At 61.0% G+C, this 21571-nt stretch carries 13 protein-coding genes; 5 read left to right on the forward strand and 8 right to left on the reverse strand.

The annotated features are described in order from the left end of the window. Positions 1-154 precede the first annotated feature (154 nt). Positions 155-484, forward strand: a complete 330-nt coding sequence (locus WX88_RS15835) for a hypothetical protein (RefSeq protein WP_046245373.1) — start codon at positions 155-157, stop codon at positions 482-484. A gap of 206 nt (positions 485-690) precedes the next feature. On the opposite strand, the gene WX88_RS27765 is transcribed toward WX88_RS15835, so the two are convergent. The 3 genes from WX88_RS27765 to WX88_RS15850 all read right to left on the reverse strand — a co-directional run bounded on the left by WX88_RS27765 (position 691) and on the right by WX88_RS15850 (position 7343). Continuing rightward, on the reverse strand, positions 691-3198 hold the full coding sequence (locus WX88_RS27765) for a peptidoglycan DD-metalloendopeptidase family protein (protein WP_052732745.1): 2508 nt from the start codon (positions 3196-3198) through the stop codon (positions 691-693). 143 nt (positions 3199-3341) lie between these two features. Further along, positions 3342-5870, reverse strand: a complete 2529-nt coding sequence (locus WX88_RS15845; RefSeq protein WP_046245374.1) for a SpoIID/LytB domain-containing protein — start codon at positions 5868-5870, stop codon at positions 3342-3344. A gap of 99 nt (positions 5871-5969) precedes the next feature. Beyond that, on the reverse strand, positions 5970-7343 hold the full coding sequence (locus WX88_RS15850) for a hypothetical protein (protein ID WP_046245375.1): 1374 nt from the start codon (positions 7341-7343) through the stop codon (positions 5970-5972). Positions 7344-8110: 767 nt separating this feature from the next. On the opposite strand from WX88_RS15850, the gene WX88_RS15855 reads away from it, so the two are divergent. Beyond that, positions 8111-9691 carry a DUF2029 domain-containing protein gene (locus tag WX88_RS15855; RefSeq protein WP_046245376.1) on the forward strand — a complete coding sequence of 527 codons (1581 nt, stop codon included), beginning with the start codon at positions 8111-8113 and terminating at the stop codon, positions 9689-9691. Positions 9692-9894: 203 nt separating this feature from the next. Here the strand turns inward: WX88_RS15855 and WX88_RS15860 are convergent, their stop codons facing one another. After that, the gene (locus WX88_RS15860; protein WP_156176175.1) at positions 9895-10173 is read right to left on the reverse strand and encodes a hypothetical protein; all 279 of its coding nucleotides are present in this window, start codon (positions 10171-10173) and stop codon (positions 9895-9897) included. 360 nt (positions 10174-10533) lie between these two features. On the opposite strand from WX88_RS15860, the gene WX88_RS15865 reads away from it, so the two are divergent. From WX88_RS15865 to WX88_RS27770, 3 genes are all read left to right on the forward strand, one after another. Beyond that, positions 10534-10830, forward strand: coding sequence for a hypothetical protein (locus WX88_RS15865; RefSeq protein WP_046245378.1), 297 nt, complete (start codon positions 10534-10536; stop codon positions 10828-10830). A 375-nt stretch (positions 10831-11205) separates the two neighbouring features. After that, entirely contained in the window at positions 11206-11934 is a 729-nt protein-coding gene (locus WX88_RS15870; RefSeq protein ID WP_046245379.1) for a LytR/AlgR family response regulator transcription factor, read from the forward strand. Between the two features lie 270 nt (positions 11935-12204). Next, positions 12205-14274 (forward strand): sensor histidine kinase, encoded by a 2070-nt coding sequence (locus WX88_RS27770; protein ID WP_052732746.1) that lies wholly within the window; start codon positions 12205-12207, stop codon positions 14272-14274. 372 nt (positions 14275-14646) lie between these two features. On the opposite strand, the gene WX88_RS15880 is transcribed toward WX88_RS27770, so the two are convergent. From WX88_RS15880 to WX88_RS15895, 4 genes are all read right to left on the reverse strand, one after another. Beyond that, positions 14647-16137: an MBOAT family O-acyltransferase gene (locus WX88_RS15880; RefSeq protein WP_046245380.1), complete on the reverse strand. Its 1491-nt coding sequence runs from the start codon at positions 16135-16137 to the stop codon at positions 14647-14649. Beyond that, positions 16109-17374, reverse strand: coding sequence for a GDSL-type esterase/lipase family protein (locus WX88_RS15885; RefSeq protein ID WP_046245381.1), 1266 nt, complete (start codon positions 17372-17374; stop codon positions 16109-16111). Before WX88_RS15885 ends, WX88_RS15880 begins: the two co-directional genes overlap by 29 nt. Positions 17375-17408: 34 nt before the next feature. Continuing rightward, positions 17409-18920, reverse strand: coding sequence for an SGNH/GDSL hydrolase family protein (locus tag WX88_RS15890; RefSeq protein WP_052732747.1), 1512 nt, complete (start codon positions 18918-18920; stop codon positions 17409-17411). Between the two features lie 401 nt (positions 18921-19321). Next, the gene (locus WX88_RS15895) at positions 19322-21553 is read right to left on the reverse strand and encodes a xanthine dehydrogenase family protein molybdopterin-binding subunit (RefSeq protein WP_046245382.1); all 2232 of its coding nucleotides are present in this window, start codon (positions 21551-21553) and stop codon (positions 19322-19324) included. Positions 21554-21571: the final 18 nt, after the last annotated feature.

The raw sequence follows: 21571 nt of genomic DNA on the forward strand, positions 1-21571 counted from the left end.
AAGAAGCCGTGCAGGACAGAAGTTATAGGCTGGGCTACTGGCCTATTCTGGAGTGCGGTTTTAGACTTCGCTTGCGCTTTTGTCTACCTCAATTATGCCAAAACCCAGGGGAACTTTAAGCGCGTAAAAGCACTAACAAAACTTAAAAAACGCCATGAAGACCGAGTGGGACTTATTCGCCGATGTGCATAAGCGCCTGACAGAAGGGGAGGAGCTTATCACCTATTACTTTGTTGACCGCCCAACGTTTCCGCCCGATAGCCAGACGGGGCGAGTGCTCGATGAGCAGGGTACTGAATATGAGCTGGGCGAAGACTACAAACAAGCCTTGGAAGAGTGTATCCGGGCCCGGCATATTTCATGGAATATTCGCTTCCCCGAACGCACCATCAGCTTTGGGCCCGGCTTGAATAAGAGGAGCAACCGGGAAAAAGTAACCTTGACTATCAGTCCTGATTTCGACATCATCATCAAGTCAGACTAGCTGGCTAGGATGCGTTGACTGCTGCCGTTCAGGCGGCATATTTGGTGTTGATGAAACAAATAGAGGAACCTTCCAGCTTGGAGGTTTCCCGCAACTGCGGTTAATTAAAAAAGCCGCCCCATCAGTTGATGAGGCGGCTTTTTATTAAGCTGGTGTCCTGGATTAATTGCTTGTCAACAAGCAGGACGCCGCAGAAAAAGAGCGTTCTATTGCTTTTCTACCCGGCTCACGCTTGAGTGCTGGCCGGCCTGAATGCGCACGTAGTAGGTGCCCGGCCGCAGCTCAGCCAAGCAGGTTAGCGGGAGCTGGTGGGGGCCGGCATCCTGGGGGCCATTGAGCAGCGTCAGCATCTTTTTGCCGCGGCCGTCCAGCACTACCACGGTTACGGGGGCGGCATTGGGCAGCTCGTAAGTCAGGGCGGTTTTGGTTTCTACGGGGTTGGGGTACAGCTCGGCCTGGAACTCAGTCGCGGCGGTCCGGGCCAGGGCGGCGGGCTGATTGATAATCAGGTCCAGGTTGCCGGTGGCCGACCAGTTGTTGGCCGCGTCGCGCACCAGGCTCTTGATTTTGCCGGCCGGTGTGGCGCTGTTGGGCGAGGCCCGGCGCAGGTCTTTCGTGTTTGCCGGACCCACCGTGATGAGGCGGCTGGCGCCGCGCGACTTAAACACTTTCAGGTCATCGAACTCGACCTGCGCCTGGTTGGTGCGTAAGGAGATGTAGCTGCCACTGGTCAGCGGCGTGGAGTCGGTCCAACTCAGCACCAAGCGGTTGTTCTGGTACACGCGCACCTCGCCGGTGCTGGTGCTGTAGCTCACTTTGTAGTCGGCAAAGTCGCCCGCCGATACCATCGCATCGCCCACGGCCTGCTCCGTAAGCACGTTGTTGACGCTTTCGATAATGCGCACCTTCTGGTCGTTGTTTGAAAACCAAATCAGGTAGGCGTTGCCGCGCTCGCGCAGGGTTACGTCGCTGGCCATGATGTGGAGGCCGAAGCGGCCGGTGCGGGTCAGGTCGTCGCCCAGCACGCGGGCGGCGAACTGGTAGAGGTAGGTGTTGCCGGCCGTCTGTGAAAGGAAGGTGGAAATGGCTGTATTACTGGGTACCGCGTCATTTTGCAACAGGCGCCCCTCTGGCGTTACCGACCAAGTGCCCTGCCAGTCGTCGGCGCCGAAGGTGTAGTCGGAGTGAATGACGCCGGTGCCGAAGTTGTCGTTGTAGAAACCGTTGCCGCGGTTGGCGCGCCATTCGCCGGGAGTGGCAATATACTCCAGGGGCTGGTAGAAGCGCTCAACCACGCCCACGTTGTCGGCATCGGCGAAGTTCACGTTGAAGTCACCCGACTGCGTGCTGCTCCCGTCGGCCGTGGCGAGGCTGGTGGTGGGCACGGTGGCGTCGGTGGAGGTGGGTGGGGTAGAGGTGCCGTTGGGCGTGGTCGAAAGGTATTTCCAGCCCTGGCGCGGCTGGCCTACATCCGAAAACGTGCCTGTGGTAGAGGCATTGCCCCCGGCCGCCCGCCACTCGAAGTGGATGTGGTCACCAGTCGAAGTTCCCGTAGTGCCCTCAACCGCCAGCGCGGTGCCGGTTTGCACCGTTTGGCCCACCACCACTTTAAAGCTTTTATTGTGGCCGTAGTACGTCCGGGTGCCGTCGCCGTGCGACACCACTACCAGGTTGCCGTAGCCGCAGCCGCAGTTACCAGCCACCGTCACGGTGCCGGGTGCGGCCGCCCGCACCAAATGGTCGGCATTGTCGGGCGTGTCGAAGTCGATAGCCGCGTAAGAATGCTGCCCAATACCGTCGTAGATGGTGCTGCGGCTGCCCTTGGGCGTGTGCGGGCCCGAGGGAGCCGGCGTGCCGTGCCGCGACACATAGTACTCCAGGCCGGAATCCCACGGCAGGCGGTAGTCGATGGCCGAAACGCGGGCCGCCGTTTTTGGTGCGGCCGGGTCGGTGGCCGTTTCGGCATCGGCGGCGGTGAGGGGCGCGGCGGCCCAGCCAGCCACGGTGTGCGGCACGCCTTTTTGCTGCGCCACCACGGTCTCGGTGCGGGTGCCGAGGTCGTACACGGCCACTTCATCGGCGAAGCCGTGCAGCAGGTCGCGCTGCTCATTGGTGCTCACCGAGTACAGAAACTGGGTGCGGTCCGGCGACAGCACGGGGGTGGAAAAGTACTTCGGTGCCAGCCCCAACCGCTGCACCTGGCCCGTGCGCAGGTCGAAAGCCCACACGCCCTCGTGCTCAAAGTCGGTATCAAACTTCAGTGCCTCCAGGTACAGCACGTAGCGGTCGGCCGACCATGCGATGGGCTTCAGCGCATAGCCCGCCACCGGGCTGTCGGGCTGGGTAAACAGCTGCTGCTTGCTGCGCGTGCTGGTGTTGTACAGCCACAGGTTGTAGGCGTTACCGATTTCAGCGCGCTCCAGGTATACCCATTCCGGCTGGTGGGGCGACTGCAAGCCCTGGAAGAATACCATGCCGGCAGGTACCGTCAGGCGGGCATCAATTTGCTCGGGATAAAGCACCACCTCGGAGGTAGCAGCCAGGCGGCCGGGCTTGGTGGCCACTTGCTTGCCCAGCAGCCTGGGTTGCCCGGCGGGCGCCGCCATGTAGAGACGGTCCTGCTGGTAGAAGGTCGCCAGGGCGCTTTGGGCCTGGGCCGTCCAGGGCAACACGCAGCAGGCGGTAGCAACTGCGAGGCGGATTGATTTTTTCATTTGTGGAAGGAGATATGTGGAAAATGAAGGCAATAGAATACTGGCTGCTTAAAAGCAGGAGTGAGTTAAGCCCATAAAATGAGCGGCTCGTGGAAACTCACGTGCCTCCACGAGGCTGCCCCTTGGAGGTTCGTGAGGTTCCCTTAATCCTTCAGCACCCGGACTACCTGGCTTTTCTCCCCAGTGGATAGTTTCACGAGGTAGATGCCCTGTTTGCCCAGCGTTTGGGCTGGTACTGCCACCTGGTGGGCGCCGCGCAACTCCCGGCTCACGAGGGTTTTCACCTTAGTGCCCCGGCTGTCGTAAATGTCGATGGCTACTTCCGCGTCCGCATCCAGAGCGTAGCTGATGGTCAGCTTGCCGTCGGTTATCGGGTTGGGGTACACGCTGGCCATCGCCTCGTCCGCGGCTGGGCGGGCGGCTGCGGCCGGAATGGCAATATTCACGTCGAGGTTGCCCAGGGTCGACCAGTTGTCGGCCGCGTCTTTCACCAGCGACTTAATCTTGGCCCCCGGCGAGGCCGAGGTGCGGATGTCGTTGGTATTGGCCGCACCCACGGTGATGGTGGCGCTGGTGCCGCGCGCTTTAAAGACTTTCAAATCGTCGAATTCCACGTCGGCTTCGCTGGTGCGCAACGAGATGTTGGCCCCACTCGTGAGCGGTGTCGGGTCCTGCCAGCTCGTCACTAGGTTGTTGTTTTGATACACATTGATAGCGCCCGTGCTGGTATTGTAGAGCACTTTGTAGTCGCTGAACGTGCCACTGCTCAGCGAAACGGTGGCCACGGCCTGGGTAGTAAGCACGTTGTCGTTGACCTCATAAATCGTCACTTTCTGCTGGTCGATGGCGAACCAAATCAGGTAGGAGTTGCCGCGCTCGCGCAGGGTTACGTCGCTGGCCATAATGTGGAGGCCGAAGCGCCGGGCCCCCGCCGTGTTGTTCACTTTGGCGGCGAAGTTGTACAGGTAGGTGTTGCCGGCCGTTTGCGAGAGGAAGGTGGAAAGGGCCGTGTTGGTCGGCGTCACGTCGCTTTGGCGCAGCGTGCCGGCTGTCGTTTCAGCCCAGGTGCCCTGCCAGTCGGCCAGGCCCGGCACGTAGTCAGAGTGGAGGGTGCCGTTGCCGAAATTATCGTTGTAGAAGCCGTTGCCGCGGTTGGCGCGCCATTCGTCAGTACGCCATTCCAGGGGTTGGTAGAAACTGGCCGTCACGCCCACGTTGTCGGCATCGTTGAAGGTGGCTGTGAAGTTGCCGGTGGCACTAACCGGCCCCTCAATCCCGGTGGTGGGCACTTGCGAGTCGGCCGCCGTGGGCGATTGCAGGACGATATTCGTCGGTGTATAGTAGTGGTCGACTATCCAGAGGTAGGTTTTGCCGTTGTTGTGCCAGAAGCTGGTGCCGAACTGGCACATGCCGCGGCCGTGGCCAAACTTGGCGCGGCCTGCGCACAGCGGGTCCGAAATGCAGGGCGACACCGTGGTGCCGAGCCCAGCGAAGCCGTTGCCGCAGCCCGAGTTGTTGTTTTCCGATGAGTACTCGGCGAAGGCAATGCTTCCATTTTTTACCAGCACCATGCCCTGGGTGGCGTTGGCCGCGTCGCGGGTGGAGGCTACTTCGGTGCCATCCCACACCTGGCGGCAAGTGGTGCTGCTGATGTCGTAGTTGGTGGCAATGGGGCGGCTCACGTGGTAGGCCCCGTAGGAGCGGTAGGCAATGGCGCCGGCCCGCAGCGAGTTGGAGCCCCAGCTGGCAATCCATTCATTGTCGAGGCCGGTGCGCACGTACGACTCCAGCGAAAGCACCGTCACGTTGGAGCAGCTGTTGCACGAGCAGCTCGTGCCCACCCGAATGCTCGTTGGCACGGCCACGGCGGTGGCGCGGTTGGCCGGCTGGCCAGTGGTGGCGGGAGCAGCGGCTTTATGGTCCTGGAGCGGCTCAGGTTCGGCCCCGGTTTTATCGAAAAAGCCGTGGGGAGTGCTCAGCGTTTCGGTAGGCACCGAGCCCCGGCCGAGCCGGGTTTCGGCTCCTTTGGCCAGGGGCGCCAGTGCGGTTTTAAATGTGTAGTTCGCGCCGATTATCCGGAAGGCGGGCAGCTGGTAGCTGACGTAGCCATCGCGCGAAAAGGTCACATCTTCCCGTTGTTTCACAAATTCTTCCTTGGTCGAGCCCTGGCCGCTGAGTACCAATTGATAGTAGCCGGCCGCGTCGGATACGGCCGTGGCGGCCCCAATGCGCACCTCCACGCCGGCCAGCGGCGAGCCCTGCTCCCGGTCGCTCACGTAGCCGTCAATCAGGGTCTGGTTAGCAGCCGGTGCCGAGCGTTGCTGCTGGCGGGGTAGGAGGCGCTGGAGCGGGTCTAGCTGCACTTCGGCATTAAGCTGGGCCACGTCACCGGCCCGGAACTGCGTGGTGAGGGGCGCATACCCGGGAGCCGAAATTAAAAACGTGAGGTTGCCCTCGCGGTTCGGCAATGCCAACTTGCCATTATCCCGCGAAGCGAGGGTTTCCGGCCGCCCCGCCGGGCCCAGCAGCTCAACCCGGGCATTGCGCACGGCAAAACCCGTCTGCTGGTCAATAACGCGAAGCTCAATAGTGCCTTTCTGCGCCCAGGCGCCCAGGCTGATGAAGGCCAGCGCCCCGCTGAGCAGGGTAGTACGAAACGGTAGAGATGCCATCTATAGACTGTTGGGTAGTGATTAAGGAAAGGAGGAATAACTAGAATAAGTGTCGTGCTGAGACCGGGTGGAGGCCAGCCCCAGCACGACGACCTACCCTTAATCCTGGGTTTCCAGGATGATGTGGGAGCCAGCCGAGGCCAGACCTGGGATGAAGAACCGCAGGGGGACATTCAGCGTGGCGCCGGCCGCTACCGTTAGCGGCAGCGAATTGCCATTGACATCTGCCGTCAGCTCTTGCTTGGGGCGGTTTGTGGCCGAGGTGGCGGGGGTGATGAGGACTTTCACCGGTCCGCTTCCGTTAAACTGGAACGCCCCGTTGTAAAGGAGCTGGCGGTCGGCCGTGATGGCATTGGCCGCAAACCACACCCGCACCCGGCGCGGACGGCTCAGGGGGTTCTGCAAACGCAGGTTGATATTGTATTCGTGGTTGTAGTTGCCGCAGGTGCGGTAGGCCGAGTCACCCAGGCGCAGGGTTTGGCCGCTGCCGTTCTGGGAAGGTGGCGCGGTTTGGATAAACGAACTGTTGGGGATGGGGGTGTAGCCGGCGTAGTTCACCGTCAGGCCAATGTGGCCGATGCCCGCGGGCAGGGGCACCGGCGCATCAGCCGTCACTTTCGAGAAGGCATACACGCCGGCTTCCGTCCCAAAGGCCGCGGTGGAAGGCGGCTTGATGTTGCCCGCGGCAGGCCGGCGGGTGGCCGAAGCACTAGCCAAGGCGAGGCCCTCTTCTATCTTGTCGGTCGCCGTGGCCACCACGTAGGTGAAGACGCCGGGTGAGCCAGCATTCACGAAAAGCGTGCCGTCAGCGCTGCCGCTGGGGTTCATGGTTTTCAGGGCAACAAATACGGCCCCACCGGCCGGAATGACTTTGGTGGTCACGGTGGTGGGCAGCGTGAGCAGCCGCTCGCTCACGGTGTAGTAGTTCGACTTGCCGATGACCCCGTTGGCGTCGCCGGCCTCGCCCGATGTGAGGATGGAGCCCCGGTACGAAACGGTGATTGGCGTACTGTGCGGATTAACCAGGATGACTTGCAGATAAGCCAGTGCCCCGGTTCCGTTGAGGTGGCTGACGTAGATGTTGAAGTTGCCGCTCAGCCAGGTGTTGTTGCCCCCGCGGGTGGGGTGCGTGTAGGCGTGCTGCACGAGCCAGCCCGTGCTGGTAAATTTCTCCGGGTTGTTGCTTTTCACGAAGGGCACCCCGCCCAGCACCACATTGGGCAGGCCTTTTTGCCGGTTTTCGGGCACCACTACGCCAGTGCTCGTGAGAAAGCCGTTCGTCCAGGATTCGGCCGTGAGCGCGGGCGCGGGTACCAGGTCGGCCGCCACCGCATTGGATGTGGCCGTGGTGCCCGTCGGGGTAGGAGCAGGCGTCGTACTCTCTTCACGAGAGCAGCTGCTAGCTGCCAGCAGCGCAGTAATGCTCAGTGCCAGCGGCGCGGTAGTGCGCAGGGCTTTCAGGTGTTTTGTCATTACAAGAAAGGAAAAATGGGTTAGGAAAAAGTGAAAACTATTGGGAAACTATTGATAGATAACATGCACGGCCAGGAGCAGCGCTAGCTTACTCACTCGCTACCGCTTTTGGCCGGTTGCCGTACCCGCAAAGGAGATGAGGATTGGTTGGGGGGTAGAAGGGCTTAGTCCCGCCAGGCGTGAGCACCGGCCGGTGGCCTGGTCGCTCGCAGCGCGTGGTTGGGCGGGTAGCAGGGGGCCTGGGTTAGCAGGACTTGTGATAGAAGGGAGAGTGAAAGGCAGTTGATTAGCTGCTCCGAAGTTGCCGAGTCAGGCGCACTTCATCCTAGCGTCAGGAATACCTGATTGGACCAACGACGCCCTAGCCAGGACCAACGACAAAATTCCTTGGATCACCCCACCACCATTTCCCTCTACAATCCGATTTCGCCCCGCCGCCGGCTCCTGCCCGACTGCCTCAGATGTATTACTGCAACCACTATTATAGGTGTATAAAATAGCTGATACACAGAGCTGTGATTTAGTAACGTGCTTTTTTTATGATTCGTCAGCAGCCTTTTTTTGGTGAATTCGGTCTGGTTAGCGCATCCAAAATATTCTAGAATATCTCCCGGATCCACTCCCGCTTAACCTCGTTTGCCGGTCCCATCCTGGGGCAATGCATGATGCTAATGCGTCAAAAAAGGCCAGCCCCAGCGTGCATGAGCCACTCAGCTAAGCCCGACTCGAAAGAGTAGGCTCAAAGATTTCATATCCACTTGCCTTCCATGGTTAAGCAAGCTTCAGTTGCCATTCATGCTCCCGTGCGGGATGATGCATTCCGCATCAGCCGCAAGACCCTGCTTATCCTAACGGCTTTTACGGCGGGCTGCTATTTCGTCTTCTCCTTTGCTTCCACGGGGTTCTATCAGCAGGATGAGGTTGGCCATTTTCTGGGCATGCTCACCTTCTGGGACGACCCCAGGTCCATCCTGAGCAACTGGGCGAAGTTTGGCTACAAGCTCCTCTACGCCGTGCCCGCGCTGGCGGGGATAAACGCCGTTACGCTGCTCAACTGCCTGCTGGCTGCTGGTTCCGGCTACCTGGCTGCACGCGCCGTAGAGGCCCGGGGCAGCCGCATGGCGCTGGCCGCTTTCGTGCTCACGGTGGCCCAACCGCTGTGGGTGGCCCTGGCCTTCCGCAACTACTCCGAAATCCCCACGGCTTTCCTGCTCGTGCTGGCCTACTACCTCCACGTGCGGCGCCGCCCGCTGCTCTCGATGCTTTGCATCAGCTACATCTGCACCATTCGCCAGGAGTTTTTTCCTTTTCTGGGGCTCTACGGGCTCGATTTGCTGAGGCGCCGGGAGTGGGCCGCGGCTGGCTCGAGCATTCTTTTTCCCCTGCTTCAGAATTTCTACGGTGCGTATTTCTACGGCGACCCCATCTACCTCCTGCATCAGATTATGGGCCAATCCGGGAATACCCAGGACCTTTATCCGCGCCAGGGTTTCGGTCACTATTTCCTTACCAGCATGGTCATTTTCGGGCCAGCCGCCGTCACGCTGCTGGTGCACTACCTCGGCTGGAGCACGCTGAAGCGGCAGCGGCCCGACTGGTACCTGGTCGTGCCCATCGTCGGCTACCTGCTGCTGCACTGTTTCTTCAACTGGAAGGGGGCCGCGGTCGGCCCTTCTACCGGCGGCAACCTGCGCTATTTGCTGGTTGTCTCGCCGCTGGTAGCCGTAGCCGGGGCCTACGGGCTGGCCGCCACCCTTGGCCACAAGGAGCGCTTCAAGGCGGCCTACTGGCTGGGGCCCCTGCTGGTAGGCACCTTCTTATACCTTAATTATAAGAACAATGGGGTTAAGCTCACTACCGACCCCGATGACAAGCCCGGCCTTGGAGTGCTCATGGCCTGCACCGCGCTGTTGCTGCCCGGCACGGCGCGGCTGCTCAACTATTCGGTGGCCGGCGTAGCCGCCTTCGTCGCCTTGCTGAACGTGCGGCCCATCAAGCTGAGTGAGGAAGACCGCGCCATGCAGGACCTGGCCTATTGGTTTCGGCGAAACGAAGAGCAGTATGCCGGCCGACCCATCTACGTCAATCACACCATGTTTTTCTACTGGCTCAAGCGCAGCCGTTCCCAGTTCACACCCGCCGCCCGCTACATCGACCAGCCCAATGTCGATGCCGCCCCCAAAGGCAGCCTCTTTCTATGGGATAGTCACTATAGCTACCGCCTCAAACACAATCCCAAAGCCATCAACTATGATTATTTTCTCCAGAGCCCCACGCTCTACAGCCTGCAGGAACAATTCGTGACCCCCAGCCAATCCTTCGCCATAGTAGTCTTTGAGAAAAAATAGCGCAGTATGGGTTGTCATCCATGAAGTAAGGTCTTGAAACTGTTATTAGGAAGTCATCCAGAACCCCCCGAAATGTTATGCCCATCTGGCGTCCGCGCAGCCGAAGCATGCCGAAAACCGACTTCCTAAACAGCTTCAGTAGTTTTAAATAGCTTCTAAAGAATCCGCCCTAGCTTCTTCGATTTGCTGATGGTAGACGAGGGTCACTCGGGCAGTTGGTCCTGTTGAGCGCCACGGAATCGACGCAGGGCGCTTACCTGCTCAGCAGAAAGCCCCGCTGCCGACTGGCAAGCGCGGCTTTTTGCTGGCGCCAGGGGGGCAGCTAGGCGGGGAGGGCGGCGCGGCGGGTAGCGCCCGCTTTCGGCGTGTTGGCCCGTGGCCGGGCTAACGCGCCGAAACAGCGTCAGCTCGGCCTGCGTGAGGCCAAACCAAGCCCGGACGCGGGCCGGCAACCGGGTAGAAAGAACAGTAGAACGCGGCATGATAAAGGCCTATGATATTATTCCATTTTGCAAAAATATCATAGCACATGGCTATGATCCCGCTATGATATTATTTCATTTTGCAGAAATATCATAGCCATTAGCGGTGGGCCGGTAGTGCGCCGCGAAGGCGTACGTCAGAAGCAACCACCGGTGCCCAAGGCGGACGCCAGATGAGCAGAACGTTTGAATTTCCTTTGAGCGACTTCCTAAACAGCTCCAGTAGCTTCAACATGAAATGGGTTGATTGAAATTATTTTTCAGGCCGCACACAACATTTGATTCCTGATGCTCGTTAAAGGCAAGTTCAAAGCCGCGCTTTACTAGTGTCGGCAATTTTTCCACTAACCTTTTGGTATTTTGAAAAAGCAACTCTTCCTTCTCGCCCTCTTGTTCGCCACTGGTGGCTACTCGGCAAGTGCTCAAACCAGCACTACCACGACTAAGCAGACCACCGTTACGCCGGCTGCTCCCGCTCCTGCTGCTCCCGCCGCAGTAGAAAGCACTCCTGCCCAGGCGCCTTCCACCACCGTGGAGACGACAACGACGACGACAGAGCCCGCTTCAACCACCACCTCTGCCCCCGCCGTAGCGGTGCCGGCCGATGCCAAGGTGAAGGAAAAGCGTAACAAGACGAAGATTAAGCCGAAAGACTAAGGCCTAATCGGCTTTTAGCCATTACCAAAGCCCGGCCGCAAACACTTGCGGCCGGGCTTTCTGTTGAATTGAGGGCCACCCAGCGCATTCAGCGACGAAATCAGCTGAACCGCGGCGCTGGTTATTCCCTGACTAGCTGCTCTTCCTGCCGGTCAGGCCCGTTAAATAATTCGATTAACTGCTAGATACTCTATCACCTAATGGCCGAACTGATAACAGTACTCGAAGATAGTTAGATGATTATCGAGTGATAAGTGGCTGGCGCGTCATTCTGATGAATTTCTTAACAGTCCGGCAACTGCCCAATGCCTAGTTTTTTGTTTTCTTAGCAGATCATCTTACCGTCCAGTTACCGCGAGTTTCATTTTCTACCGTATGGCCCAGATTCTCATTGTTGAGGACGAGTTTATTATCGCTGAACATTTACGGTCTATTGTGGAGGGGCTGGGCCACGAGGTGGTAGGCGTAGCCGACCACGCCACCGATGCCCTGAAGCTCTTGCGCAGCCTGCCCATGATGCCCACCGTCGCCTTGCTCGACATCACCCTGCGCGGGGAGCTGGATGGCATTGACTTGGCCGGGCGCCTGCGGGCCGAGTTTGGGCTGCCGTTCGTATTCGTGACTTCCCTGGCCGACGCCGCCACCGTGGCCCGTGCCAAGCAGGCACACCCGCGGGGCTACCTCGTCAAGCCTTTCGATGAGCACGAGGTGTTCGTCGCGCTGGAAATGGCCCTGGCCGAAGCACCGGCTCCCTCCCCGCCGGCCTTGCTCACGCCCACCAGCTTGTTTGTGCGCGACCGTAAACAGCTAGTGCGGGTTGATTTTGGGGACCTTTACTGGCTCGAAGCCGATGGCAACTACACCACCCTGCACACCCGCTCGGGTACTCGCTACACGGCCGTGGCCTCGCTCAAGCAAGTGGAGGAGCGCCTGCCGCCGGCCGATTTTCTGCGTATCCACAAGTCTTATATCGTAGCTGTTAGTCGCATAACGATTTTGGATGGCCAGACAGTAGTGGTGGCCGGCCGGAGCATTCCGGTGGGGCGGGCCTATCAGTCGGCCCTGATGGCGCGGCTCAACCTGCTGGGTGGGCCCGTCACCTAACTACGGGTCACAGGTTTTGCCACCGGGCGTGCGCAATACAGGTTGAACTCTGGCGGAATTTCTAATCAGGAATTTCCGTTCATGGCGGCTACTCGTAATCTTCGAGATGCCATTTCGGAGAATGCACTATCTTTCCCAATCCCGCACGCTTAATCTATGGTTGGCGGCACAGCACCCGCATCAGCGAATGATAGTTAGTTTGAAACAATGAGGCCACCCCGAATTCTGGGGCTATTAAAAGCGGGAGTGGTTCTGCTGGCGGCTCTATTTATGGTTCCCGCCATTCCTGTTGGAGCCCAGCCGACGGTACGGGCCCAGGTGCAGTCCCGGCTGGCCACCAGCCGAGCCACCTACGCCACCGATACGGCAGCCAGCCGCCGCGCCGCCCAGCAAGCATACGCTCTGGCCCGCGCCGCCGGGCTCGACAGCCTGGCCGTGAGTGCCCTCATTCAGGCTGGTTTGAGCGGCGTCAATGCGCCCGAGCGGGCGGCGTGGGTAATTACCTACATGCGGGCTGCCCGTGCCCAGGCGCAGGTGCGGGGCCTACGGGCGGAGGTGGCCCGTACCTATCGCACTGAGGGCGAAGCCGAAGAAGGGCGCGGACAGTTTGCGGCCGCGCAGGCTGCATTTCGGGCCGCGCTGGAGCTGTGGCGGCAGCTCGGCAACACGCACGAAATGATGGTGGCCTACAACGACCTGGGAGTGGTTCATCGAAGCGCGGGCCAGTATCCCGAAGCAATGGAGGCGCACCTCCAGCAACTGCGGCTGTCCGAGAGTACTCACAGCCAGGTTCCCCAAATTATAGCCTTGCGCAACCTGGGCGCCCTGAGCCAGGTGCTCGACGACCTGCCCGGGGCCGTAGCCTATACCACCCGCGCGCTGGCCTTGCTGCGCGGGCAGCCCCGCCTCGATACTGTGGCACTGGTTGGGGTGCACGCTGCGCTGGGGCTTTTGTTTCAGGAGCAGCAGCGCTACCGGGCCGCCTGGCAGCACTTGCTGGCCGGCCTCCGCCTGGGGCAGCAGCTGCATACAGCCACGGCCCGCGCCGAACTGGGCTACCTGGTGCATGGGCTGGGGGAGGTGGCCTACGCCCAGCGCGACTATCGGGCCGCGCTGGGCTACTACCAACGCGCCGTGACGCTATTTGAGCAAAATGACCAGTCCACCCCGCTGGTTTCTGCCCTCAACGCCCTAGCGCTGGCGCAGCAGCAGATGGGCCAGTGGGGGCCCGCTCTGCGCTCGGCCCAGCAGGCGCTGGCTCTCAGCAAAAAGCTCAAATCAGCCTATGGCCTGCTAGGATCCTACGAAGACTTTGCCGCCCTGAGCGCCCTCCGCTACGAGTACGCCGCCGCCTACCGCTACCAGTTGCGGAGCCATCAGCTCAGCGATTCGCTCTTCACCGTCGAAAGAGCCGCGCAACTGGCCCATTTCACGGCCCGCTACCAGGCGGGGCAAAAAGAAGCCCAGATTCGATTGCTGCGCGGCCAAGCCGCCCTGCAAAAGGCCGAAACTCGTTGGGAGCGGTTCACCCGCGACCTGCTCGCCGTCGGGCTGCTGCTGGCTGTGGCCGCCGGGGCCGCCACCTACCACCGCTATCGTTTGCAACGCCGCACCAGTCAGAAGCTGCGCGCTGCTGAAGCCGAAAGCCGGATTCGCAATGACGAACTCGAGTATGTGCAGCAGCGGCTGCGGCGGAGTCTGAATGATAAAGAAGTGCTCCTGAAGGAGATTCATCACCGCGTTAAAAATAACTTACAAATCGTGAGTAGCCTGCTGGCGTTGCAGGCCCAGGCGCAGAACCGATTGCCTCACGTGGTGGCGGCCCTGCGAGAAGGCCAGAACTGGGTGAAGTCCATTGCCCTGGCCCACGAGCTGCTTTACCAGGCTGACGACCTAGCTCAGATTGATTTTCAGCAGTTTGCCGAGCAGCTGGTCAGGCATTTGCAGCGCACGTTTGCCGTGCCCGCCGTGCAGGTAACCGTGCAGGGCGAGGGGGTGTGGCTAAGCACAGATGCGGCCGTGCCGTTGGGTCTCATTGTAAACGAGCTGTTGAGCAATGCCTTCAAGTACGCCTTCGCCAATGGCCGGCCCGGTACCGTGGCCGTGGCTTTGGGCCCCGACCTAGCCGCCGAGGCCAGGCAGTACCGCCTGGTTGTGACCGACGATGGTCCCGGCTTACCACCCGATTTCGTGGTCAGCCGGGCCTCGTCGTTGGGCTTGCGGCTGGTGCAGAGTCTGGCCCACCAGCTGGGTGGGGCTCTGCATTTGCCATCCCCCGGCCAACCCAATGCCGAGTTCGTCGTCACATTTCCGGTGCCCGATGGGTCCCCAGTGGGGTAATTTTCATGGCGTGCTGCACTGCACGTTAAAAAGCCTACTCCTAGTATTAGGAGCAGGCTTTTGCTTTTTGAACGTGAAGGGTACCTGAAGAATCAGGAATTAACTGGATGGGCGAGTCCGGTTCAGCAGCTGCTCAGTTCAGGCCGGTTAAATGCCCGATTCGAGCGTCAGTTGCAAGCCAGCGCCGAAATCCAGGCCGGGCACGTAGCAGATAATACTCACCGTAGTCGAGCCATTGGCCGGTACCGATACCGTCGGTAGAGAACGGCGCTGAAGGCCGTTGCTGGCCTGACGGCCAACGCGGTTGTATAAAGTACCTGAGACTTTTTCAAGTCCGCTTATTTTCCATCGGAGCGTGAGGCCGCGCCAGCCTTAAAACTGAAAATAGATAAATGGCTGGATTTCGGCTGATTTCACCTGAATAACCAGCCAGATAACGGCCGTGAGCACCACCGCCTGCGTCACCACCGAGCGCCGGGCCAGTACACCTTCGAGGTGAAGCGTAAGCCCATCGGGCACGAAATGCAGCACGTAGCCCAGCGCCACTAGCGCAAATACTGGCCGGAAGGAGCCCACCACCTGCAACAGCAAATCGGGCCGCAGAGCGTGGGTAATCTGGTAGATGACCTGGGTGGCGACCTCGAAAGTGCCGGCCCGGAAGAAAATCCAGCAGAAGCACACGAAATGGAAGGTGATGAACCAGCCCAGCAGCTTGTTGAGCCAGGTAGCCCGCGGCCGAAATACCTGCTGATACAGCTTGTCTACGGCCAGGGCCAGGCCGTGCAGCGCGCCCCAGGCCACAAACGTGAGCGAGGCTCCGTGCCAGAGGCCGCCGAGCAACATCGTCAGAAACAGATTGATGTACTGCCGGACCACGCCCTTGCGGTTGCCGCCCAGCGGGATGTAGAGGTAGTCGCGCAGCCAGGAGGAGAGCGAAATGTGCCAGCGCCGCCAAAACTCGGTGATGCTCGTGGACTGGTAGGGCGACAGGAAGTTGGGCGGCAGCCGGTAGCTCAGCAGCAGCGCGATGCCGATGGCAATGTCGGAATAGCCCGAAAAATCGCAGTAAATCTGCAGGGCGTAGCCATACACGCCGAGCAGGTTTTCGATGCCGCTGTACAGGCCGGGGTTGTCGAAAATACGCTCGACGTAGTTCAGGCTGATGTAGTCGGAAATCACGGCTTTCTTGAACAGGCCTGCTGCGATGAGCAGCACCGCCCGGCCCATGTCCTCGCGCGAGATGAACACGCGCTTGCTTATCTGGGGAATAAAATCGGAGGCCCGCACGATGGGCCCGGCCACCAGCTGCGGAAAAAACGACACGAAAAATGCGAAGTCCCAGATGTTGCGCAGCGGCTTAATCTGACCCCGATACACGTCAATGGTATAGCTTAGGGTTTGGAAGGTATAGAACGAGATGCCCACCGGCAGCAACACGTGCAGCATTGGCACCGGCTGCCCCGTCAGGGCCTGGTAGCCGCTGAGAAAGAAGTTGGTATACTTAAAATAAAAAAGCATGCCCAGGTTGACTATCAGGCTGAGCGTGAGCAGTAGCTTGCGGCGGGCGGGGCTGCTGGAGTCGGCAATCCAGCGGGCAAAATTGTATTCGACTACCGTCGAAAACACGAGCAGCAGAAAGTACAGCCCGCTCGACTTGTAGTAGAAAAACAGCGAGAATGCCGTGACGTATAGCAACCGGGCCCGGTGTTGGTGGCGCAGCAGCTGGTACCCGGCCAGAAAGACCAGGAAGAGCAGCAAAAAGAACCCCGTATTGAAAATCAGGGGGCTTTTGGGGTGGTAGACGAACTGGGCAAGCAGCCGGTCGAAGTCGAGTTTATCGGTGAGGGAGCGAAGCAAATCCATCCTGGAGCGCGAGGTAAAGCAAAAGGCCCTGCACGTCGTAGCCTTTGGGGGTGAAGTGAACGAGGTCGGCCTGGGCGAGGCCGCGCGCCTGCCAGGCACGCATGGAGCCGTAGCCGCCCTGCACGGCCGCGAAGTCCCAGTAGGCCAGGTCGTGCTGCTGGCAGTAGGCACGCAGCACGGTGCGCAGGCGGGCCAGGTCGGGGTTGCGGTAGCGGCGGGCGCGGTACGAGTCGGCGGGGGCAGTGAGTAGCACGTCGGCCTGAGGGCAGCGGCGGCGCAGGCGGCTCACCAGCGTGTCGAGCTGCTGGGCAAAAAGCACGGCGTCGAAGTCCCGTTCGTAGGCGTCGTTGGTACCGAGCGAAATAATGAACAGGTCGGGCTGGAGCACCGGCATCTGCTCGAAAAACAGCGGAGCTCGGTTATAGTGGCGCACGGCCGCGCCGTTCACGCCGATGGCGTTGTAAAACAGGCCGGCCTGACCATTTTCGAGCAGCAGACCGTAGAGCAGGCCATTGGTTTGGCGGGGGCTCGTGCGGGCGGCGCTCAGCTCTACAAAGCTGCGTAGCGAGTCGAACAGCAAAGCCGAAGCCAGGCCCGGTGTGTCGCCCGGCAGAGTGCCCAGCAGGCGACCATGGGCTTCGCGCAGCTGCCAGTCGAAGGCCGCCGGGCCGGGCTGGCGCAGCAGCGTCAGCTTGCTGAAGCGGTAGTCGGGCCCGGGCAGGGAGGGAATGCGCAGGGTAAAGGTGGCATCCAAATCGCTGGTTGCCAGTGAGAGGCCACTCAGGCCAATGGGCAGCAGGCTGTCGGGTGCGGCCAGCACGCGCCGCGCCTGCCACTGGCCACTCCGGGTGGCCGTGCGGACGGTGGGCGAGCCGTTGGTGCGGGCCACCCGGTACGGAAACACGAGGCCCCGCCCGGCGTTGCCGTAACTGCGCTGCAGTTCCTGCCGCACCCGGCCCGAAAACTCATCAGCCTGCACGTGCGAGTCGCCGAGGTGCACCACGCTCACCCGTCTGCCGGGCGGGGGCAGCCCGGCCCAGTGCCGGGGCAGCTGCTCCAGCCGCTGGTAGAAGCGTTGCAGGCCAATCTGAGCGTTTTCAATACGGTTGGCCGACGTGTGCAGGAAGGGGTAGGCCGCTTGTAGGCTGTCGAGCCGCCCCGCTACCTGCGCCCGCGCCGGGTAGCAGATTGCCAGCAGCAAGCTGACTAGAAGCAGGCGAAAGAAGGGCAGCGACATGCGGGGCAAAATGCGAAAATAAGGCCGGCCGTCGCTACGGCGTCGGAATGCTGTCGGGGCCGGCAGGGGCCGCGGGTGGCGGCGGGGTTACCGGTGCCGCCGCCGGGGTTCCGCCGGGGTGCGCATACTCGCCCATAAGGTAGGCATAGAGTAGGTTGGCTATTTTCTGGGCGCCCCGGCTATTGACGTGCGTATAGTCCTTGTTGGCCAGCGGCGGCGAGGCTTCGACCCAGCTGGTCATCGTGTTTTCGCCACCCATTGCCTGAAACAGGTTCCAAAAAGCGGCGTGGTTGCGGCGCGCCAGGCGCTGCTGGGCCGCCAGCAGCAGCGGCACGCTCGGGTCGGTCACAAACTCACCGTCGAGGCGGTAGCTTTTGTCGCTCATGCCAATGATGAGGATGCTCGCCTGGGGAAAAGCCCGCTGCATGCGGTCGACCACGCGGGTCATAGCGCGCTCGTAGAAAACGTAGTTTTTGTTGCGCGCATCGGCCACGTTCACCCCGTAGTGCAGGATGATGAGGCGGTAATCCAGGACTTTGCCAAATGCCGCCAACTGCCGAAACGGAATGCGGGTGAGCGACATGCCGCTGTTGCCCCGGAAGGAAAAATTATCCAACGTAATGCCAGTCGGGCTTTCAAAGCTGACCCCGTACACCGGGCGCGGGCCGTGGGTGGTAAAGTCCAGTCGCAGCTGCCGGGCTGGCCGGCCTGGCTTGAGCACCAGCTCGGTAAGCGCATCGATGCCGGTGAGGGCGTGGGGCACGGTGTGCCCGTCAGTTGTCACTAGCACCTGGTCGCGGCTTGTGCCGGGGCCGTAAAAAAGGTGGGCTTCGGCAAAGCGCCGCGTCCCCGGAAAGCGTTGGCCGGCCTGGAACTGCACCCAGCTGCCGCCCACGGCCGCGCTCGTGCTGTCGGCCGCGGCCGGCACCACGCGGGGCAGGAAAACGTGCCCCGAAATTCCCAGTGGGTATGTAGCCGGCAGCTTGGGCGACACTAGGTTATATTCCTGCCAATTAGGAGAAAACGTTTCGTGGATGGTTTCCCGAAACGCGGCCGTAACTGAGCTTATGGGCACGAAGCCCACGCCGGAGCCGCCAAATTCGGTCTGGAGGCGGTTGCGCAGGTCGCCGGTGAGCAGGTCGCCCTCAATCATCGAATCGCCGAAGTAGGCAATGCGGGTTTTGTGGCCGTCGGCCTTGGTCTGGCGCAGCGCGGCCAAAAAACTGTCGAGCCCACCCAAGTTGGCCACGGCCGGGGCAGCAGGCTTGGCTTCCGCGACGGTGGGCACCTCGGCCGAGTCAGGAGCCGCGGGGGCGGCCTTGGTGCCGCCCGCTTTGGGGGAGGGAGAGGCGGGGCCGTTGGGCGGCGGCAGAACCAGGGACGCTACCGCGGGGCGGTCTTTGCGTAGCACGTCGGCCAGCAGACGCACCGGGCGCAGCTCAACGCCACCCACCGTCAGGCCCGGTTTTAGTAAAGAAAGCAGACCCAGCAAGCCAACCGTGAGCAAAACCAATAAGAATGGGTTTTGCGAGCGCAATAAATTCATACTTCAACTAGTAGCGGTTACAAAATTAAGCCGCTTACCTAGGCCAAACCCCGCAAAAAGTACTAGCTCAACTGCCTTGTGGCCTAATACATTCAGTGCTAGTGAGCAAAAAATCGAAGTATACCGGTTGTTGCTTGCGAAGAAAGCCACCTTATCAAGTTAAGCGCAAGCCACAAGTAATGACTAGCGCGTTTTGAGAGTGACTATACAAACGGACGTAGCGTGGACTCTGCGAGTCCGCGCCTGAACGGACCGGCAGCATCCTGACCACGCGCGGACTCGCAGAGTCCACGCTACACGGACATCGAAACCAAATCGTCTGTCTCCCCTCTCTTCTGGAGAGGGGTCGTACCCGGTAGGGCCAGGGGTGAGGTTCTCCGGCTGCGCCAATAAAACACGCTCTAAATAAGCTTGTCCGGCGTGATGGGCAGCTCCCGGATGCGCTTACCGGTGGCGTTGAACACCGCATTGGCAATGGCGGGGGCCACGCCGATAATGGCAATTTCGCCGATGCCTTTGGTGCCCAACGCATTCACGTGCGGGTCGGGCTGGTTCACGAATAGTACCTCCACGGCGGGGGCGTCGGCATGCACGGGCACGTGGTAATCGGCCAGGTCCTTGGTGATGTAGCGGCCGAACCGGTTGTCAATCGTAGCCGCTTCCATCAGGGCCATACCGATGCCGCCCACGGCCCCACCTTTCATCTGATTGGCGGCGGTTTTCAGGTTGACGATGGTACCCGCGTCGGCGCATGACACCAGCTTGCTCACCCGCACTTCGCCGGTGAGCGGTTGTACACGCACCTTTGCAAAATGCACCGAGAATGAATACATGGAGTACTTTTTTTGCTCTTCGCTAGGCTTCGACTCGACGGTGACCAGGGCGTCGTCGGGCTGCCGGACCAGGTCGGCATAGTTGGCCCGTGCCGCCGGGTTGCCGGTCAACGCCAGGTAGCCATCAGCCAGAACCACGTCTTCCTTCTGAGCCACTGCGAAAGCCGAATTGCTGGCCGCGGCCAATTGGCGCAACTTGTCCCGGAGGGCCAGGCAGGCCTCCTGCACGGCCGCGCCCACGCTATTCACCGTGGAGGAGCCACCCTGCGTCGGGGCAGTCGGAAACTGCGAATTACCCAGCTCAAACCTGATTTTCTCGGGCGGCAGGCCTAGCGTGTCGGCCGCAATCTGGGTCATGGCCGTGCCCGTGCCGGGGCCGATATCGGTGGTGGCGCATTGCAGGAGTACGGTGCCGGTGGGCAACAGGCGGGCGCTGGTTTGGGCCTTGCTCCGGTGGGCGCCGAAGGTGCCGACGCCCATGCCGTAGCCCACTAGCCAGTCGCCGTCGCGCAGGGTGCCGGGCGTGAGCGGGCGCTTGCTCCAGCCAATGCGCTCAGCCCCCATCTGGTAGCACTCTTTCAGAAACTTGGTCGACCACGGCCGGCCGTTTTCGGGGTCCTGGTCGGCGTAGTTGCGCAGGCGAAATTCCAGCGGATCGAGGCGCAGCTGGTGGGCCATTTCATCCATGGCCGACTCCAGGGCAAACGCGCCGGTGGCCTCGCCGGGGCCCCGCATCCAGATGGGCGTGCTCACGTCGAGCGCCGCCAGGCGGTAGCGGGTGTTCACGTTGGGGGCCGCGTACATCATGCGCGACTGCTGCACCGTCGATTCCGTGAATTCTTCGTAGGTCGAGGTTTGCCCAGTGGCCTCGTGAGTGAGGGCCGTGATTTTGCCGTCAGGCGTGGCGCTCATCCCGATTTTCTGCCAGGTATAGGGCCGATAGCCCACCATAGTAAACATCTGCTCGCGGCTGAGTACCAGCTTCACCGGCCGGTTCACCTGCTTGGCGGCCATAATGGCGGCCGACTCGTGCGGCCAGCTGTGCAACCCGTTGCCGAAGGCCCCGCCCACGAAGGTGGCAATGACTTTCACATTGGCCTCGGGCAGGTTCCATTCCTTGGCGAAGTCGTTGCGGGTGCGGATGGTGCCCTGGGTCTTGTCGTAGAGCGTGAGACGGTCGGGCGCCTCCCAGTGCGCCGTCACGGCCTGTAGCTCAATGGGATGGTGTACTTCGGTAGGGATAATATACTCGGCTTCCAGCTTAATGGGCGCCGTCTGGTAGGCATCGGCCCGTCCACGCTGGTAGTCCGCCACCGGCGACTTCGGGTTTTTCCGGGCCTGGGTGGGCTGAAAGGCCTGCCTGGTTCCCACGGTCATGTCGGTTTGGTGCTTCTCCTGGACGTATTGCGCCTTCACCAGCCCCGCCGCGAAGCGGGCTCGCTCGTAGGTATCGGCCACTACCACGGCAATGGGCTGGTCGTTAAAACGCACTTTATCGTCCTGAAAAACTTGCAATGGCTGGCCGGCGGTGGGTGGCTGCGAAGGGTTTTGGCCCTTGGCGAAGCCCGGCACCTTGGGCGCGTTGAAGTGGGTGATGACGGCCAGCGCGCCCGGCGCCCGCTCCGCCGCCCGGGTATCGATGCTGCTGACGCGCCCCCTGGCGATGGTGCTACCCACCAGCACCGCGTAGGCAAGACCCGGCAGCTGGTACTCGGCCGAATACGTCGCCGCTCCCGTCACTTTCAGGCGGCCATCCACCCGATTCATCGGGGTTCCAATTTGCTTGTTCTGCGCTTTCATAATGAGGTCGGATAGTGA

This window comes from Hymenobacter terrenus (genome assembly GCF_000972495.1).
Taxonomy (GTDB): domain Bacteria; phylum Bacteroidota; class Bacteroidia; order Cytophagales; family Hymenobacteraceae; genus Hymenobacter; species Hymenobacter terrenus.

Excerpts from the sequence above, each read along its gene's own strand:
- WX88_RS15835 (WP_046245373.1), top strand. The coding sequence starts at position 155 with ATGAAGACCGAGTGGGACTTATTCGCCGATGTGCATAAGCGCCTGACA.
- WX88_RS27765 (WP_052732745.1), bottom strand. The coding sequence starts at position 3,198 with ATGAAAAAATCAATCCGCCTCGCAGTTGCTACCGCCTGCTGCGTGTTG.
- WX88_RS15845 (WP_046245374.1), bottom strand. The coding sequence starts at position 5,870 with ATGGCATCTCTACCGTTTCGTACTACCCTGCTCAGCGGGGCGCTGGCC.
- WX88_RS15850 (WP_046245375.1), bottom strand. The coding sequence starts at position 7,343 with ATGACAAAACACCTGAAAGCCCTGCGCACTACCGCGCCGCTGGCACTG.
- WX88_RS15855 (WP_046245376.1), top strand. The coding sequence starts at position 8,111 with ATGGTTAAGCAAGCTTCAGTTGCCATTCATGCTCCCGTGCGGGATGAT.
- WX88_RS15860 (WP_156176175.1), bottom strand. The coding sequence starts at position 10,173 with ATGCCGCGTTCTACTGTTCTTTCTACCCGGTTGCCGGCCCGCGTCCGG.
- WX88_RS15870 (WP_046245379.1), top strand. The coding sequence starts at position 11,206 with ATGGCCCAGATTCTCATTGTTGAGGACGAGTTTATTATCGCTGAACAT.
- WX88_RS27770 (WP_052732746.1), top strand. The coding sequence starts at position 12,205 with ATGGTTCCCGCCATTCCTGTTGGAGCCCAGCCGACGGTACGGGCCCAG.
- WX88_RS15880 (WP_046245380.1), bottom strand. The coding sequence starts at position 16,137 with ATGGATTTGCTTCGCTCCCTCACCGATAAACTCGACTTCGACCGGCTG.
- WX88_RS15885 (WP_046245381.1), bottom strand. The coding sequence starts at position 17,374 with ATGTCGCTGCCCTTCTTTCGCCTGCTTCTAGTCAGCTTGCTGCTGGCA.
- WX88_RS15890 (WP_052732747.1), bottom strand. The coding sequence starts at position 18,920 with ATGAATTTATTGCGCTCGCAAAACCCATTCTTATTGGTTTTGCTCACG.
- WX88_RS15895 (WP_046245382.1), bottom strand. The coding sequence starts at position 21,553 with ATGAAAGCGCAGAACAAGCAAATTGGAACCCCGATGAATCGGGTGGAT.